This is a genomic window from Deltaproteobacteria bacterium GWA2_45_12, assembly GCA_001797365.1.
GTDB lineage: Bacteria > UBA10199 > UBA10199 > UBA10199 > UBA10199 > UBA10199.
The window spans coordinates 255-18,127 of the sequence record MGPH01000058.1 but is presented as its reverse complement, the minus strand read 5'-3'; the positions used below and the strand labels follow the sequence as shown (position 1 = coordinate 18,127).

At 46.0% G+C, this 17,873-nt stretch carries 13 protein-coding genes and 1 pseudogene (1 of these 14 only partly in view); 1 reads left to right on the top strand and 13 read right to left on the bottom strand.

What is annotated here, in order from left to right; all coding sequences use genetic code 11:
- Positions 1-29: 29 nt before the first annotated feature.
- From A2048_04395 to A2048_04370, 6 genes are all read right to left on the bottom strand, one after another.
- Complete coding sequence (locus A2048_04395) at positions 30-1,799, bottom strand: acetolactate synthase, large subunit, biosynthetic type (GenBank protein OGP07820.1); 1,770 nt, start codon at positions 1,797-1,799, stop codon at positions 30-32.
- Positions 1,800-1,912: 113 nt separating this feature from the next.
- Positions 1,913-2,176, bottom strand: a complete 264-nt coding sequence (locus A2048_04390; GenBank protein ID OGP07819.1) for an acyl-CoA-binding protein — start codon at positions 2,174-2,176, stop codon at positions 1,913-1,915.
- Between the two features lie 83 nt (positions 2,177-2,259).
- Positions 2,260-3,537: a hypothetical protein gene (locus A2048_04385; protein OGP07818.1), complete on the bottom strand. Its 1,278-nt coding sequence runs from the start codon at positions 3,535-3,537 to the stop codon at positions 2,260-2,262.
- Positions 3,506-4,345 (bottom strand): hypothetical protein, encoded by an 840-nt coding sequence (locus tag A2048_04380; GenBank protein ID OGP07817.1) that lies wholly within the window; start codon positions 4,343-4,345, stop codon positions 3,506-3,508. Before A2048_04380 ends, A2048_04385 begins: the two co-directional genes overlap by 32 nt.
- 137 nt (positions 4,346-4,482) lie before the next feature.
- Entirely contained in the window at positions 4,483-7,092 is a 2,610-nt protein-coding gene (locus A2048_04375; protein ID OGP07816.1) for a hypothetical protein, read from the bottom strand.
- Positions 7,093-7,176: 84 nt separating this feature from the next.
- Positions 7,177-7,539, bottom strand: coding sequence for a hypothetical protein (locus A2048_04370; GenBank protein ID OGP07815.1), 363 nt, complete (start codon positions 7,537-7,539; stop codon positions 7,177-7,179).
- Positions 7,540-7,648: 109 nt separating this feature from the next.
- Here A2048_04370 and A2048_04365 point away from each other — a divergent pair, with 109 nt between their 5' ends.
- The gene (locus tag A2048_04365; GenBank protein ID OGP07814.1) at positions 7,649-8,506 is read left to right on the top strand and encodes a TIGR02757 family protein; all 858 of its coding nucleotides are present in this window, start codon (positions 7,649-7,651) and stop codon (positions 8,504-8,506) included.
- Here A2048_04365 and A2048_04360 read toward each other — a convergent pair.
- The 7 genes and pseudogenes from A2048_04360 to A2048_04330 form a co-directional block, all read right to left on the bottom strand.
- On the bottom strand, positions 8,485-9,213 hold the full coding sequence (locus A2048_04360) for a hypothetical protein (protein OGP07813.1): 729 nt from the start codon (positions 9,211-9,213) through the stop codon (positions 8,485-8,487). The genes A2048_04365 and A2048_04360 overlap by 22 nt on opposite strands.
- Before the next feature lie 29 nt (positions 9,214-9,242).
- Positions 9,243-9,677, bottom strand: a complete 435-nt coding sequence (locus A2048_04355; GenBank protein ID OGP07812.1) for a hypothetical protein — start codon at positions 9,675-9,677, stop codon at positions 9,243-9,245.
- 232 nt (positions 9,678-9,909) lie between these two features.
- Complete coding sequence (locus A2048_04350) at positions 9,910-10,167, bottom strand: hypothetical protein (GenBank protein ID OGP07811.1); 258 nt, start codon at positions 10,165-10,167, stop codon at positions 9,910-9,912.
- Complete coding sequence (locus A2048_04345; GenBank protein OGP07810.1) at positions 10,164-10,874, bottom strand: hypothetical protein; 711 nt, start codon at positions 10,872-10,874, stop codon at positions 10,164-10,166. The genes A2048_04350 and A2048_04345 overlap by 4 nt, the downstream gene beginning before the upstream one ends.
- Positions 10,875-10,919: 45 nt before the next feature.
- Entirely contained in the window at positions 10,920-11,738 is an 819-nt protein-coding gene (locus A2048_04340) for a hypothetical protein (protein ID OGP07809.1), read from the bottom strand.
- An 88-nt stretch (positions 11,739-11,826) separates the two neighbouring features.
- Positions 11,827-16,797, bottom strand: coding sequence for a hypothetical protein (locus A2048_04335; GenBank protein OGP07808.1), 4,971 nt, complete (start codon positions 16,795-16,797; stop codon positions 11,827-11,829).
- Positions 16,798-16,929: 132 nt separating this feature from the next.
- Positions 16,930-17,873, bottom strand: a pseudogene (locus tag A2048_04330) (hypothetical protein); it runs 154 nt beyond the window's last position.

Below are 17,873 nucleotides of genomic sequence, written 5' to 3'. Positions count from 1 at the left end.
AAGATATGAAACACAAAACCTTATAACGATCATTCCACCAAAACGCCTTTTTTCTTCCAATAATCCTTGAGTGTGATTCCTTCGCGCAAAATGGAGTCGAGATACGTGCGGCCGCCGGGAATCATGGGAATGACGTGGCCATGCGATTTGTCGTCATAGGGGTATTTTACATCCAGGACATACGGGCCCTTGCTGGAGAGCATTTTCTTCAAAGCGGGAACAACTTCATCCGGTTTGGTAATGGTGTCACTGGCAATGCCAAAGGCATCGGCAATTTCTGCAAAATCAGCCCGGCCCAAATAAGTGTGCCCCCGGACACTTTCATAAAAACGGTCTTCCCATTGGGCCACCATCCCCAAATATTGATTGTTCAAAATGATGCTCTTCACAGGAATTTTTTCCTGCACCAGGGTTTGCAATTCCTGGATGTTCATTAAAAAGCTGCCATCCCCGTCAATATCAACCACAGTCCGTTTGGGGAAAGCAATCTGCGCGCCCATGGCCGCAGGCAGGCCAAAACCCATGGAACCAAGACCCGATGAACACAAAAAACTACGTGGTGAATGGAATCCAAAAAACTGCGCGGTCCACATCTGGTGCTGACCCACGCCCACACTAATAATGGCGTCCTTGGGAGAAAGACGGGAAAGCTCTTCAATGACATGCTGGGGCATGATGGTTTTTCTGTTTTCAGGATAACCGTGGGCAAATTCTTTTTTCCAGCCTTCAACCTGCTTGTGCCACGCATCAAGCTTTAAGGGCTTGGCCATTTTGTTCCATTCTTTAAGAACGGATTTCACATCCCCTAAAATGGGGATATCCACCTTGATGTTTTTGTTGAATTCGCTGGCATCGATATCCACATGAACAAATTTGGCCCCTTTGCAAAACTCGGAAAGTTTTCCGGTAACACGGTCATCAAAACGTACCCCCAAGGCAATCACCACATCCGCCTTGTTCATGGCAATATTGGCGTACACGGCACCGTGCATGCCCAACATGCGGAGCGAAAGCGGATCGTCTTCAGGATAAGCTCCCAACCCCATCGAGGTTGTCGTGATGGGAATGCGTGTTTTACGAACAAAAGTCCGCAACTCATCACTGGCTTGGCTAGCGATAATACCGCCCCCCGCATAAACAACGGGGCGCTGGGCTTTACTGATAAGTTCCCATGCTTTTTTAATCTGTTCGGAGGATGGTTCCACCACGGGATGATAGCCGGGCCTGTCAATGCGTTTTTCAAAATTGGGCACCGCTTCCTGCTGTTGAATGTCTTTGGGAAAATCGATAAGCACAGGGCCTGGCCGCCCTGTTGAGGCAATATGGAAAGCTTCATGGACCACGGCCGGAATATCGTCAATATTTTTGACCAAATAACTGTGCTTCACACAGGGAAGGGTCGCCCCCACAATATCACATTCCTGAAACGCATCCCCACCCATCATCGTGGTGGGCACCTGTCCTGTAAGGGCCACCATGGGAATGGAATCAAGCTTACAATCCATAATCCCCGTAATCAAATTGGTGGCACCAGGACCGGAAGTAGCCAAACAAACACCGGGCTTCCCCGTGGCGCGCGCATAACCATCAGCCGCAAAAGCCCCCGCCTGTTCATGCCGAGGCAAAATCATGCGAATTTTTTTGGAAAGGGTAAGCCCTTGGTGAATTTCCATGGAAGTTCCACCGGGATATCCAAAAATCACTTCCACCCCTTCGCGTTCAAGCGATTGAACAATAAGATCACGCCCTTTAAGTTTTTTGGGTTCAGTCTGTTTTAATGCAGATGATGGTTTTGACATACAAATCTCCCCTCCTTTGTAAGGAGTGGATTCAGGGGAGGTATTCCCCCTAAAACCCTACCCCACCTTAATCCTCCCCTTATAAAGGGGAGGAGACCAATTAGATTCCAAAATTATTTTGCTGCTTCTTCCACCAAGGTGCTTACCAATTTCACATACTCAGCCATGGCAGATTCCTTGGAAAGCCCCTTGCGCGAAGCCCAGGCTTCGTACTTGGCTTTTTTTACAATATCAAACATGCCGGGTTTGTTGCCGGAAACATCCCCTTCAGTGGATTGTTTATACAAAGCATATAAATTCAAAAGAACTTCATTGTCTTGGGCGGGAAGTGTCTTCAGTTTACCCTGCGCCTCGACAAATTGGTCTTGGATTGACATAAGTTACCTTTCTAGAAAAATGACGTATGGACAATCCTCGGATTGTCCTCACAACAGCACAGGTTTACGGCTCTATAAGGATTTCACGGATTTCTCAAGAGCAAAAAACGTTTTTTTGAAACGCCTGCCATCACCGGTTTTTCATCACTATCAAGGGTTACCCCCATAAAACCGGAAATATCCCTGGACGATAAACTCATCTTAAAGACCCCTTTTTCATAAAAAGAGGGATCAGGGATCCCATGAGCATCATACTGGACAAGGGCCATTCCAAAATAAAACTTTCCTCTTTCATCCTGACCCGTCTGATATTCCCCTGCCAAAAAAATATTTTCATTTGAATCGATCACAATTCCATGAGCCAAATCAAAACCGGGGGTTATGTCTGTAAGGACAATACCTTTTTGGCCAAAAGCAAGGTTTTTAGTTCCATTCTTATTTAAACTCGTTGCAAAAAAAGCTGTATTGTTAAGCCCCATTTGTTGGTATCCGGCTGCAAAAATTCCCCCCTTTTTACTTACAGTCACAGAGGAACAAACGCCGGATACACCCTCTTCATTGGCCCAAACAATTCCTTCATTTCCAAAAGAGGCATCCAAATTTCCTTGGGAAGTGAACCGAGCCACGATGCAATAAGTGATGCCCCTGTCATCTTGGATGGCCCCGGCCACTACGGGGCGATCTTGGGAATCGAGAACGAGAGAATAGAGAATCGTAGGGGCGCTGCTTGCCGCGCCCTTAATTTGGGGCGCTGCTTGCCGCGCCCCTACGAAGGCGGGATCACGTTTCCCATCCGGAAGATACCTCACCACCAAAGGGTGTGTGCCATCCCCATCCTCGGAAAACCCTGCCAACACAAGCCTCCCTTGGGAATCACGGGCCATGTAATGAATTTCTTCATCCCCTCCAAAATCATCAACAACAAAACCATTTTTACCAAACTGGGGATCCGGCTTTCCTTGCGTATCAAGTTTGACAAGTAAAACATCCTTGTGAAACCAGCGTTGGGAATAACCAGAAACGTACACGGCTCCCGTTTCATTGGCCGTTAGGCCATACAAATATTCTTTTCCTAACGGATCAATGCGAGCCACTCCCTTGTGCCCGAAGGATGAATCGAGACTGCCGTTGGCCAAATAACGAACCACCGCGCCAAAGGCATTGCCGTTTAAACGTGCCGCCCCTGCCATAATTACTTTGTTGTCGTCAGTGACAAGGACCACTTCTGCTTTGGCGGGCGCCCCCCCAACATGAGTCAGGGCCTGTGTGTAGGCAAAGACTGGTAAAGATGAAAAAAGAATCAATACAAAAGCAGGGATACTGAAAATTTTAAAGCTGCAACAATTGCCGGGCATTTTCATAAAAAATCTTTCTTTCAACTTTCTCTCCTAACTTGAAACCAAGAAGTATCTCCTTTTCCCTTTTCCATTCATGGGGAATAACCGGAAAATCCGTTCCAAACAAGAGCCGATCGACATACTTGATAAACCACTCTCTTTTTATCTCAGCAGGAAAATGGCCGGCCAAGGCCATGGAGGTATCCAGATAAAGATTTGGATATTTATCAAGAAGCGAAAAAAACTCCCTAATTTCTTCATACCCCAAATGGGGAACGACAAATTTTATATCCGGAAAACGCTTGATGGCCGCTTCAAAGCGGGTCACTCCTGTCACCGTAGCCACGTCATAACCATATCCACGGCCTGGTTTATCTTTAAAATGAGGGCCAGTGCCACAATGGATGAGAACGATTTTTTTGTATTGACTGCAAACCTGATAAATTTCGTCCATACGGGAATCATCCGAGGCCACTTTTTGGACATGGGAATGGATTTTTATTCCCTTGAACCCAAATTCTCCAAAACACTGTTTTAAAATTCCGGTTTTGTTTTTGTCATCGGGATGAAGACTGCCGAAGGGAATGATAAAATCAGGATGTTTTTGAGCAAGATCAAATGCAAAACGATTTAAAGTCTCGGCCATGCCTGCCTTGTGCGGATAATGCAGGGACACAACCTGACTTACGCCCTGTGCTTTAAGATGGGTGATACGCTCTTCAATACTTTGCTGATGCAATACCGGCCAATCCACTTCCTTAAACCAGCGGCAAATAGCGGTGAACACGCCATCGGGAAAGAAGTGGGTGTGGAAGTCGATGAGAGTGGGCATATCCTTCCCCCTTTAAAAAAGGGGGATACAGGGGGATTTTCCCCGTACCCTCCCCGAATTGAAACGGATACGGCAAAGCGGGAACGGGAACAAATCCCCCTTAGTCCCCCTTTTTTAAAGGGGAAAAGAGGAGGAGATCAACGATGCATTGCTTTAAGTCCAAATCCCCGCATCCCCGAAAACTGCCGTGCCATGGGATGAGCACGCAATCCCCAATTTCGGCTTTGAACATTCGGGCGATTTCGAAAAACCCTTTGCGTTCTTGGAGCGTCGACGGCCGTGATCTTTGAATCGACTAGAGTTCCACCCAACAATTCAGAAACGGAACCCGTCCCCGTTCCTTGTCCATCCGGAGAAGCAAGGGGAGCCACCTCCGCAGCCTGAGTCGAAGCAGAGCGGGTACGGCGTCCAGAAGGATCCGTGGGCTTAAGCGGGGTGGAACGAGGCACAATCGAATAACCACCATGGTCCAGCATGGTCTGGGCGATCTCGTTATTCAAAACACTTTCATCCATGGGGGTGTTGAAATCTGCCACGGCCAAAACAGTTTCAGCATTTTTTGTCAGTTCAAGATCATAAGACCGAAGTACATTGTTCAGCTCGCGGAAGGTATTGCGCACTTTCCTCAACTCCGTTTGTGCAAACACACGGGCGATCTGCACAGCTGTCTTGGCTTGATCGTCTCCAAACATCTGGCCCAATTTCAAAGCGCGTTGGATGGCAGAGTCCATCGCGTAAGCGCTGATAGCTAGATTCGCTAAATGAAGGGCAATGGCCTGGCCTTGTTGTTTATGCGCCGGTTGTCCCGAATTTACGACAATATCGGCCAAATCCGTATTGGAAGCCACAAGTCGATAAGCTTCATTGGCAACAAGCTTGGCGATTTCAGTTTGCTTAAGAGCCTCTACCAGAACATCGCCATGGAAGTTTGCTTCGATATGATCCATGGCCTTTGCCACGGTTGCATCAAAATGAAATTTTTCATCCATTCCGGCTTTAGCCATTTGGCTTAAGATTCCGCGTGAAATAACAAAGAGGCGCTGGATTTCGTTGGAACCTTCATAAATCCGTGTCACGCGCGAATCACGATAAAGCCTGGCAATCGGATATTCCTCGATAAATCCATATCCCCCATGCGCCTGTACACCCAGGTCGGCCGCATTTTGGAAGTTTTCGGTGTCAAAAACTTTTGCAATGCCCGCTTGGACCGAAAATTGATTCCACAAGGCAATTTTTTCAACGGGACCAAACACACCCGCGGGCCTGGCCGCATCGTATTCTCCGGCAATGCGGTAGGTCATGCTCTCGGCGACAAACGTACCGATGGTTTGCCCAGCAACCATGGCGCGCACAGCGCCATATTCGGCAATCGAACTGCCAAATTGTTTGCGATCACGAACATATTTTACCGTATAGTCCACGGCTTCCTTGGCGTTGGCCACACTGCTCGTGGCCAGCTTCCACCGGCCCAGAGTCAAGGTGCTCAAAGCAATGCGCTGCCCCTGACCTTCGGCGCCCAAGAGATTGGCTTTGGGAATTTTAACATCAGCAAAAGAAAGTTGAACCGTGGAGGTTCCATGCAACCCCATTTTTTCTTCTTCACGCACAACCGTAAAGCCTGCCGTTTCCTTATCCACAATGAAGGCCGTAATTCGGCCACTAAGCTTGGCAAAAACAATAAAGACATCGGCAATGCCGCCGTTGGTAATAAAGGTTTTAGAACCATTCAGCACATAATTTTCCCCATCCACTGTTGCCGTAGTCTTCATTCCTGAAGTATCCGACCCTGCATCCGGTTCGGTCAGGGCAAAAGCGCCAATGGTGGTGCCTGCCGCCATGCCCGGCAGATATTTTTGTTTTTGCTCTTCAGTCCCATAAAGGATGATCGGCATGCTGCCAATGCCGGCCATGTTCACGCCCAAAGAATCGGGAATGGATTTGGGAACACCACGGCTCATCGCTTCAATGATTTGGGCCGAAGTGGCAAGATCAAATCCAGCGCCTCCGAATTCATCAGGGAATTCGGACCGGATGATGCCTTGATCTCCAAAAAGTCTAAAAATTTTCTTGAGAGCCGTAAAATCTCCCGGTGCATGGCGCTCCACAGCATTACCTAAGCCTGTAGCGAGAATTTCTCTCTCAACGAGTTTTCTCATAGTTTCAATAAACATGTGCTCGGTGTCTTTATCTTTATCTTTCCAAAACGCTTCGGGCGTCCCCAAATTTTCATACGCGTCCCCCGCCAAGCCGCTAAAGATGGGAAGAGCCTCGTGTGATGCGGGGACGTAGGTTCGGGCGGTTTGGAGAGCCCCCTGTAGTAATACATTAGTTTGTCTCAAATAAATAATCCTGGCGGCAGCTAAGCCTAAATCGGGCACTGTTCTTTCAAAATGATCCCAAAGACTTAACAAATGCTCTTCACCGGGAGGAGTTCCGGCAACCAAGGCCGCATGAAATAAAATAAGGCCCATGACCTCACTCATTTCGGGGAATTGATGAATGCGCTGATTTTCCGGAAGACCGGGTTGTAAAAAAGTAGAAGCTAGCCCGGGATCCATAAGCCGTAAAGCATTGGAAATGGGGCCTCGCACGGGAGGTTGTTCCAAGTAAAGAGGGGGAACTCCCACATATTCATCATTAGAAATGCGGGAAGCCAATTGAACAAATTGATCTGCCGCTTGGGGAAAGCGAACGATCATATCAATAAGAATGGGTCCCCAAAAAGAGCGCGCATCGACATTAGGCATAAATTCCTCCTTAGCCCCCGTTTAGGACGCCCTAACAAACACTCTTAAAAAGGCAATGGGTATTTTTAGTACGTTTGGGGGAGGCTATTGCACATCCAGCACTTCCCACGATTTGACTGTCCACCCAAAAGGAGGACTTTTGCGGGTAAGCAAGAGAACACGGGCCACATGCCCGTCGTGGAAATTAAGGAAAACTTCCACTTCAGCCAGATTGAGAGCCCTTTCTTCAACACGGTTTATTTCAATTTTATCAATGGGGACCTGCCCAAAGGCCGATTGCTTGTATTTGTGCCCATAGCTTTTAAAAAAGCTTTGGGCCATGCCATGGGCTGATTTGGGAGAGGGGGCACGTCCGCCACACGCGGCCAACAAAAGAAGAACGATAAGGATGATCTTTGACTTTTTCATGCTGGTGGCGATATGAGCAAAATCAATTGAGGAAGTCAAAAGAAGTTTATTGGAAGTTTATTGGACATGCCCCGTGTGCGGGACAATCTCAGGGTGTCCGGTTTTTGTAAGGGCAATTCATGAATTGCCCTTACGCGGATAGTTATTCATGAAAGATCAAACTCGTTTATTTAATCAGCTTGAAGATCTCTATTTCCGTTTCAACCAACGCAAATACGTCAGTCCCGATCCACTTCAATTTCTTTTTGAGTACGACAAAATCGCCGACCGTGAAATTGTGGGGCTCATCGCCTCTTCCTTAGCCTACGGCAATGTGAAGCAGATTTTGGTCAGTGTGGAAAAAATTTTGAAACCCATGGAAGGCCACCCTGTTTCCTTTGTTACAAATACGTCGGAAAAGGATTTTCAAAAAATTTACAAAAATTTCAAACACAGGTGGCATACGGGGGAAGATATTGCAGGATTGTTGGTGGCGTGCGGGAAGGCGATTGAATTGCATGGGGGATTGAAGAATTTATTCGTGTCTTGTACGGGCGAACCTTGTGTTCGCCCGTCCCCGCATGGGCGAACACAAGGTTCGCCCGGACATTCCAAAAATAATAATGATGATAATTCCTACCTCCCCGCCCTCGCGGGATTCGTCCAAACCCTCCGCAAATTGGCCCCAAACATGCGCCAAAACCTGCTTCCCTCCCCATCCGATGGCAGTGCCTGCAAACGATTGTGGATGTATTTACGATGGATGATACGAAAAGATGCCGTCGATCCCGGCGGCTGGAATCTTTCCCCTTCCAAACTCATTGTTCCCATTGACACACACATGTTTGCCCTGGGTCGAAAACTCAAACTCACGCGCCGCAAACAAGCCAACCTGCAAACCGCCATTGAGATGACTAAACGATTTAAACAAATCTCCCTGGAAGACCCGGTCAAATACGACTTTGCACTGACAAGGTTGGGGATACGGGCGGAATTGGATTATGGTTATTTGGAAATTTTTTTCTGAATCGACGCCATATCCTTTAAAGATTGAATCTCGGATAAAGGTTTTTCTTTTTTTTCAAATTCCCCAAAATCATGAATGAGCTTTTTCTGTAACTTGGAAACTCTTTTGTGAGCCTCCTCTACTGTTACTCCTGTTTCTGGAAGCGCAAAGTGGCAGGCTTCTTTTTTCAAAAGAGTCCCGTTTAAACTGATGAGCATAGATTCCGCAGTTACTCCCGCATCGATTTTTCTTCCACACTCAATCAAGGTGGCTACATCCACAAAACCTATTTTTGAAAAAATCCAATCCAGATCGAATAAATCTTTTTCCGAACATCGGCTCACCAAACAAGCCACCTTCATGCAAAAAAGGGTTTCCAATCTGGCGACGGGAATACCTTCCTCAGTGACAAAGGGCTCTCCCAAATTTTTTAAGTTTTCATCGAGAACAATGTCCAAAGTGAAACGGTGTTTTTTGAAATCAACGGCCGCATGGAAATAATGGGGCGTTGAAAGCTCCTGTGAAAAAACGGCGCCCTGTTTTTTAAGCCCCGCCGTTTGCCGAACCATGGCGGTGAATGAAGAAGGGGTTGTTGCAAAAAGATCAATGTCATCCGATCTGCGATGCTCCGCATAGACACCCGCAAGAGCTGTCCCTCCCACCAAGCACACATCGGTCCAGGACCCCGTAAACAAAAGCCGAAGCGCTTCATGCAACGCGTTGGGCACCGCCTTTTTTGAAAATTGAGGAAGAGGTTTTATCGATTTAAATAGAGCGGCCATATTTTCTCCAGCTGAAGCCGCCGTACCGGCTTGATGAATTTTTTATACATAGGAAATTTTTGAATGATTTTCTTGCCCCCAATAAAACTCGCCTGATGAAACCCCACCACCTGAACCAAGCGAGCCAAGGCTTGCGGCACACCGCGATGAAGCGCATTTACAAAATGTGCCAAGCTGGGATAGAGCGCATCCCATAAAAATATTGTTTTCATTTGAGGTTCATCCACATCCAATTTTGTTAAAAGCAATTCCGGTTGAATACCGGTGCTCTCTGCGAAACGAGTAAGCGTTTTCATTTCCATATTGATGAAATTGGTCTCTTCCCCCTGATGAAACCATTTCGTCACTGCCGCTCGACTCACTCCAGAGGCTTTAGCCACATCGGTCTTGGATAGATTTTTTGAAATCATTATATTTTTAAGTAATTGAAAATACATAATTATTATTAACTATTGTTAACTATAGTAAATAAAAATGCCGGCGGGATCAAGGGTATTTTGAGATATCTGCCACTGGCAGCGGCTCATGGAGCCTTCCTCCATTGGCAAAGCCGCTGGAGCTGGATCAGCACCTCTGGTGCCCCAGATGCCGTGAGCACTGCGAACGGCCTCCCCCTCAGCGCGCCTCTTCCATCGATAATTTTTACTTCATCTGTTTATAAAGAAAATCCCAAAAAGGGACTCGTCCGGCGCCTAAAGGGTCACTGTTCACAAAACGGCGGGCTTTGGGGTAATGTTTTTTGTAAACGCGCACACTGATGAAATGGCGAAACGCCTCTCTAAACGGGACACGACACAAGACCCTTACAAAAAAAGGTAAAAACCTCTCACTGCGGGGGTTTTTGAGCGTCCTTTTGAACTCTTTAAGACTAATAGCCATGTCCCAGATAGGATTTGTCATGAGGCCACTCCTTCTCTCATTAATTTTTTAGAAACTTCCTTCAATGTTCTATAAATTTCCTCGGAGGATGCATCCACTTTAATCAAGTTCAGCCCTTCTTGAACCTGTTTTTTGGTGATCTGGCCAAAAATTAAAATGATCTTCTCTTCATTCATCGAAACATTGTGCTTGCGGTAATAATCAAAGACCTTGCCGATCTTTTTATAATGAGAATGCAGGGTATACAGATCAATAATGTCTTTAAACCGGGTGATGGTGTTCGTTTGATGATACTGCTCAAGCAAGGAATAAAATTTTCGATAGAAAATCTGTTCAATGGAATCAACCCTAAAGGTCAATCCGGATTCGGCCTTTTTTAGGGTCGGGTTCCACATCCCGCTAAAAGGGTCTTCTAAAAAATCAACCTTGATCTTAAGCCCTTTACCAGCGGCGTAGGAAGCAACCTTCAAGCGACTAGGCAAATTTGTTTGTCCTATCATCTCAAAGGGCCCAATTCCCCTCATGAGCAATTCAACCTTGGCAAAGGAAAAATCGGGTTCCTCACAAAAAAAATCCAAATCCTCCGAGAAACGGTGGTGAAGGTAAAAACGGGACAAGGCAGTCCCTCCCGACAGGACAAAAGGGAAATTTTTTCTTTTTTTAAATAAAGAAAGAATCTGGTCTTGCTGTTTGTAAACTTGCCTCTGCTTTGGCGTCAGTTGAACCATAATTGGCACTCAATTTAATCCAATGTTCGTTGATAATCCATCATTTCATTCATCCAGCATCCCGAAAACAGAAAGCTTCTCATTCACCCGATCGCGCAAATGATCAAGCCAGGTAGGTTCGCGAAGCAGTGCCTGCTTTTCAGCCAGCTGATGCATGGCCTGGATGACCTGCGCGTGGATGCGCTTGACCTGGGCTTGGGGTTTTTCGCCATTTTTCTTGGTGATGGGGATGGGCTCGCCCACATTGTGTATCAATTTGGCAGGAAGCGGTAACAAACCAATGCCGCAAAAAAGGGGAAGGGAAAACCGGGTTGTTTCCAAAATTTTGATCCGCCATTTAAGCAAAAATTTGGAATTAAAATAAACATCGTTAATGCCCCCGCAAAAGGAAGGAATAATGGGTGTGTTCGTTTCAATGGCCAGTTCAACAAAACCCTTTCTTCTTTCCCACGGAATACGCTTCATTCCCGGGTGAGCCACCAAGCCCTCATAAATTCCACCGGGGGCCAGCATGAGGCAGTTGTTTTCTTTGAGTAGCTGGCGAGCATTATATTCATTGGCATTAACCACTCCCCCTTTCAAAAAAAACTCCCTCAATCCAGGAATGGAAAATAAAAACCCCGCACCCAAGCCCCGCGGATAAATGCCACGAAGCTCGATTAATTTTTTGGTCAATAAAAAACCATGAAAGGGAATGATGCCATGGTTCATCACAACCACGCATTTCTTTCCTGCAGGAATACGGTCCAAGCCATGGGCTTCGTACTTAAAATAACGTTCGATCCAATGAAACAAGGGAATAATCGCATCGATAAAATCATGGTCGTGGTGATGGAGCTGATTGCGGATATGGAGAGATTTCATGAAATGCACGGTCCCTGAGCGGAGTGGTCCCCGAGCGGAGTCGAGGGGTCGAAGGGCCGGCTCGCTTCGACTCCGCTCAGCGACCGATTTATGCCACTTTCGCAGCCTTGATGATTTTATAAAAATAGCCCTGTGACACACCCAATTGGCGAATAGCGGCATAGGGATGATTGTCGCAATATTCCAGGACGGCCTTGAAAATTTTTGGAATATAATTTTTCAAACTTTGGGCGGCTTCATAAACAAACTCGTCCTTATAAATGGGGTTTTCCTTGTTTTCAAGATCGTATTCCTTGATTTTTTTGTACAAGGTGGAAGGAGAAATGCCCAGCCCTTGTGCCGTTTCATTTTTTTTGAACTGATAATGGGCATATCCCTTGGCAATAATCAGGGTTTCATACTCGTTCCATGTCTTGGCCGGGTCATATTTATTATGACTATCAAAAGCTATTTCCTTGGGACCAAAAGGTTCTTTGGCCGCCACAAGAGCCAAATTGCCCAGACCTTTTTGCTTGAAATTTTGCAGCAAACTGTAATTGGCGGGAATGCTGGAAAAATCAAGTTCATTGCCGGTTCTTAAGGCACACGCCACATTCACCAGATTTTCAAGCTCACGAATATTGCCGGGCCAGTTGTGTTGAAAAAAGGCTTTCATGAGTGCTGGAGCCACACGGATTTTGTCTTTGACATTGTTTTCTTGTTTGAATTTTTCAACAAAATGGTTCGCCAATAGGGGAATGTCTTCCTTCCGTTGGGCCAGAGGTGGTAAAAACAGTTTTATCTGGCATAGACGATAATAAAGATCTTCACGAAATTGATTTATTTTGACCATCTCCTCCAAATTTTTATGTGAAGCCGAAACAATACGCACATCCACCTTGATCGACTTGGTATCACCAATGCGCCGCACTTCCCCTTCCTGCAACACACGCAACAATTTCACTTGCAGCTCGGGCTTAAGCTCGCCAATTTCATCCAACAAAAGAGTCCCCCCGGTGGCTTCCTCAAAAAGACCCTTCTTGTCGCGATGGGCCCCTGTAAAACTTCCCGCCTTGTAACCAAACAATTCACTCTCAATAAGATTGGGAGGAATGGCCCCGCAGTTAATGGCAATAAAACGTTTGCCGGAACGAATGGCATTATTAAAATGCATGGCTTTGGCAATCAATTCCTTACCCGTACCCGAAGCCCCCGAAATAAAAACCGCCAGATTGGTTTCGGTAATTTTATCCAAAATCTTGAACACTTCCTGCATGGGTTTGCTTTTTGAAATGATATGCGAATAGGAATATTTTGATTTGTAATCCCCCGTTTCGCTCCGAAGGATTTCCTTTATTTCTTCCAGTTCGCCGGCGGTCTGTTCCAGTTTTGCCTCCAACTGGGCTTTGGCTTCCTGGTATTGATTAAGAAGCCGTGTATTTTCGATGGCAATCCCCACCTGGTCGCAAAACGCCTGAAGGATGGACATGTTCATGTTTTCAAAAGCGTGTGTCTTCATGCGATTATCCAGATACAAAACACCCACAATCTTGTTGCGTGATTTCAAAGGCATGCTCAAGATGGATTTGAGTTCGTTTAAAACGATGGATTCCGAAGTATCAAAGCGCCCGTCAGCTAACGCATCCTGACTGGCCACCACCTCCCCTGTTTCCATACAACGCTTTGCCACGCTGGTTGAAATTTGCGTCAAATCGGCATTCACCGCTGTATTAGCCGATGATTTTATTTCCAGTTCACCTTCATCACCTACCAGTAAAATCAACCCGCATTCGGCACCGGTAAATTCAAGGGCGTAATTAAGCACCATTTTCATGAGCAATTGGGGGTCATGTTCGGTATTTAAAAACTTGTTTATCTGCAAAATTTTTCCGAATTCCGAATCGCTGATATCTGTTTTTTCAACCTTCATGACTTTTAAATTCCAGGGAAGGCTCGGCAAAGAAGACGAAGCAATTCCTTCTTCTTTTGTCATGCTTTCCTGGAATTTTTTGATTTCTTCCTGCTCGTGGGTCTGCTTGGCCAGCTCTTGGGCCTTAAAGAGAGCCTGATCCAAAAGGGATGTGTGATTTTCCTTGTGATAAACCTTGGCGCGTTCCAGCCAAACCCAGAATTCATAGGACACCAAATGAGGGTGTTCCCCAACCAGTTTATAAGCGGCATCCAGCGATTCTTCAGCCTTGGGAAGGTTTTTCAACTCACGGTAGGCTTCGGCAATCTCGATATGGCTGTTAAACAAATGAAGCCAGGTATAGGAATTCTTGTGCGGGATATCCTTGAGGGTGTTGATGGCATAAACAAGATAGGAATAAGCATCGTGAAATTTGCCATCCATTTTGTAAATATTGCCAAGGTTGAGCGAAATGGTGGCCGCAGTTTGCCAATCTTCCATCTTTCGGGCAATGGCCAAGGCCCTTAAATACCCGTCAATGGTCTTGGTAAAATCTTTTTCGTAATAATGCAAATTCCCCAGGCCGTTATACGTGCGCAACATCAGGTCGAGCGCATTGACCTGTTTGGCCAATTCCAGGCTTTTTTCAAAAAATTTAAGGGCCTTGTTTCGAATGCCCGCTTTTTCAGCCTCAGGAGCATCGATCATTTTTTTAAAAAAGAGATCGCCACGCACATAAAGGGCCCTGGCCCATAAATACGTATCCCCCGCTTTTTCAACAAAGGACTCAAGCCCGTCCAAGTATGCCGAAGCTTCATCATACCGTTTTTGCAGGATAAGAAGATCGGCCAACCAGTTATTAGTGACTTGTTTCTGGTCAATTTCTGAAAGGGTTTCCCATTCCTTCAATGTTTTCCTGAAAATAGATTCGCTTTCAACCAACAACCCTTTTTTCATGAAAATATTGGCCCGGTTGTTTTCCAAAATGAGTTTTTCAACATGAAATGAGGAATCTTTTTCATCTAAAAGAGTCAAAGCCTCATCAAATAATTGGAGGGCATGGTCAAATTCGTCTATTTTTCCATAAAGATCCCCCAACTGCTGCAACAGATGAATACGCAAAGATCTCTGGATTTCAGGACCTTCTTTAAGATGTTCAAAATGGGTAATCGCCCGACGAATATCGCGTATATCTACCAAGCTTTCAGCTAATCGTTGTTCCGCCTTGTTTGTCAGATTCTTATCCGAAATATTTTGGGCTTTTTCCCAGGCATTTTCAAAAATGGAAACCGCTTTGCCATGGTTTTCTTTTTTCAAAAATAAATCGCCCAAGATTAAAAGAGCCTCGATGGCCTTCAGGGCATCCGTCCCCTGCCCTTCATGCCAAAGGGCTTTCTCACGATCATTGACATTTTGGCGATAATAAAGGGCCAGGGCATCGTGCTTTTTCTGTTTGTGTGCCAAATTTAGCCCCTGATAAATGACATCCCTTAGTAAAACATTGGTGAAAAAATAATGATGTTCGCGATCGGTTCGGCTGATGAGGTCTTCCTTGGTTAAAAACAAGAGGGCCGCCTGAGGATTGGGAAGATTGGTCAAGAAACGGATCTCATTAATGGACAAGGGTTCTCCGGCCACAGCCAGCCATTCCAAAACGGCTTTTTGGTTTTCATCCAAAACCTTAATGCGAGCTTCCAAAAGCTGGGAAAGAGTTTCCGGAACTTCCAGTTTGTCAAAATCAATACCAATGTCTTCAAAAGTAGCCCCCGACCAACGACCCGAAGCATCGAGTAAAAAATTGGAAGCCAGCATGGTTTTAAGCAGTTCACTGACAAATAACGGATTGCCATCAGTGCGTTTAAAAATCTGTTTCACAAGCTTTGCCGGTGGATTTTCCAGACCCATGACCATGGCCAGATATTGGGTAAGTTCTTCTTCGGTAAAAGAATGGAGATGGATAATTTCGGCATGGCTCCAACCCACAGGGGCTTTTGAGGTGGCCCATAAAATGATGACCTTTTGGTTGGAATATTTTTGAAGAAGCTGGTTTACCTCATCCGGATTTGCAATGGCCTGCTCATCAATTTGCAAACAAAAAGGAGGCTTGGATGATTCCATCAAAAAACTGTCCCACATAATGACAGGGACGGCATTAAGCTGGCAATGATACTTGAATTCGGACAACAATCTTGTTTTGCCCGTGCCTATTTTCCCTTCCAAAATAAGAAGACGACTGACATGGGTGTCTTCCTGTTTCATGATCAAATCAAAAAGATTACGGAAAATATCCACCTCTTTGGTGCGCCCGATGAGTTTCCCTTTTTCAGGAAGATAGGAAAGCCTTGTGACCACTGTTTCCATTTCGTAATTGCGGCCCGCCAAAAAATTAAAATCACGAATCACCGAAGCCCCATCGTGATAACGGTCGGATGGCTTTTTGGCCAAGAGACGGGCAATGATGGTATCCCAAAATGCCGGAACGGCCGAGTTAACCTGGGAAGGTGGTTTTGGAATGAAATTTTGATGCCGGGCAAAGGTTTCTTTTAAATCTTTGCTGGCAAATGGATTCTCACGCGTGAGCACCTTGTAAATAAGCACACCCAATGAATACAAATCGGTGCGGCCATCCAGATTGCCCCCCATGATGATTTCAGGCGCCATATAGGCGGGCGTTCCCACTTTTTTGCGGGGGGAGGAAAATCCAGCCAATCCGAAATCAATTATTTTAGCCACACGCTTTTCATTGTGGATGGCGACCAGAATATTTTGGGGTTTGATGTCAAAGTGATAGATTCCACGCGAATGAAGATAGGAAAGGGCCCTTAAAATCTGGACAACCAAATCTTCAACGGCTTCCATGGGAAGCAACTCCGTCGCCGTAAAAAAATCCCTGCCCTCGATAAGTTCAGAAGTGAAATAATATTTTTCGATTTTTGGGTCGAATCCAAAATCCAGAATACGGGCAATGCCGGGATGGTTTAATTCAGAAAGAATTGAAAATTCGTTTTTGAAATTTTGAAGGGCTTCGTCGCGGGAAACATTGAATTGGACTTTCTTTAAAAACTTGAGCGCTTTTTTGCCATCTGCATCTTTAACAGCAAAAACATCACCTGAAAGCCCACTTCCAAGGGTTTTAATGATTTTGTAGCGTTGGTCGATTAAATCGAGCATTTTTGAATTTCATCATTTCCACCCCTGGAAATGTATTTATTTTAAAGGATGCTTCCATCTTATGTATATATAAAAAATTTTGACACCTGGATTTATTTATCTAAGCATATAAAAAATAAAGATTTTTTATTTTTACCGAAGAAGAAGACGTGGCCCCGCCGGACTTCCCAAAAGTCTCGGCCCACCCATTCGGTGGGCAATCTGGGCCATGGTGGAAGAGCGATGGGATAAGGAGCGAGGAAAGGGAACCCCCGCTTTTACTTTTAATTGACTGGCCCTGTGGAGAAAATCACCGCAACCCTGCACGGCCACGGGTTCTTCAAAAATAAACCCCATTTCTTCCCCAACTACCAAGGCCTGTTGATGGGAAGGGGGTAAACTACGGAGCCCTCCCTCGCGCATAAGCAGACTTGTCCAGCCGGCCCTGGAAACAAGCCCCCGAAAAACGACTTCACTAAACATTCTTGCCGTATTTGCCCGACCCCAATTAGGTAAAACTTTAATACCAATTCCTGGAAAAGGCGCACCGGGAAAACCATTCATCCCGTCAGCCCGCCGTGTGGCATGGGCGATCACTTCAAAAGTGCTTTCTTCCTGCCCACCCTCCCATTGAACAGAAACGGATTGGGGATGAAGAACGACTTTTTCAAAACCCAGCCATTGCCGATGCCTGCGCGCGGCCATTCCCCGTTCATCGACGGTTTCTTCATAAACAGGCGCAATGGCCACACCCCCGCTTAAAGTATGGGCAAAAAGAACGGGCGGACCATCATCGAGAAACCCTATTCCCAAATTAAGAGGAACTGTCGTGGCCTGTTGCATAAAATGGACGAGGCGCAGCGGCACCGGGCGGGGCGCCCCATACAGCATGGCCAAATCATTGGCTCCGCCCATGGCAGAAGTTCCCATCCATATCCCACTGGCCAGCATCGTTGTCGCCACATCCTCGGGTGACCCTTGTACATAATCTGTAAGGTTGGGAAAAAGATAGGTCATCACCCCCACTACCATATCATTAACGGTACCATCCCCGCCCAAAGCCAAAAGCCCAACAGGATTTGATTCCGATGGATTGA

Coding starts and splice junctions, on each gene's coding strand:
- A2048_04335 (OGP07808.1), bottom strand. CDS start 16,797: ATGCTCGATTTAATCGACCAACGCTACAAAATCATTAAAACCCTTGGA.
- A2048_04365 (OGP07814.1), top strand. CDS start 7,649: ATGAAAGATCAAACTCGTTTATTTAATCAGCTTGAAGATCTCTATTTC.
- A2048_04345 (OGP07810.1), bottom strand. CDS start 10,874: ATGGTTCAACTGACGCCAAAGCAGAGGCAAGTTTACAAACAGCAAGAC.
- A2048_04385 (OGP07818.1), bottom strand. CDS start 3,537: ATGAAAATGCCCGGCAATTGTTGCAGCTTTAAAATTTTCAGTATCCCT.
- A2048_04340 (OGP07809.1), bottom strand. CDS start 11,738: ATGAAATCTCTCCATATCCGCAATCAGCTCCATCACCACGACCATGAT.
- A2048_04390 (OGP07819.1), bottom strand. CDS start 2,176: ATGTCAATCCAAGACCAATTTGTCGAGGCGCAGGGTAAACTGAAGACA.
- A2048_04395 (OGP07820.1), bottom strand. CDS start 1,799: ATGTCAAAACCATCATCTGCATTAAAACAGACTGAACCCAAAAAACTT.
- A2048_04355 (OGP07812.1), bottom strand. CDS start 9,677: ATGATTTCAAAAAATCTATCCAAGACCGATGTGGCTAAAGCCTCTGGA.
- A2048_04380 (OGP07817.1), bottom strand. CDS start 4,345: ATGCCCACTCTCATCGACTTCCACACCCACTTCTTTCCCGATGGCGTG.
- A2048_04375 (OGP07816.1), bottom strand. CDS start 7,092: ATGCCTAATGTCGATGCGCGCTCTTTTTGGGGACCCATTCTTATTGAT.
- A2048_04350 (OGP07811.1), bottom strand. CDS start 10,167: ATGACAAATCCTATCTGGGACATGGCTATTAGTCTTAAAGAGTTCAAA.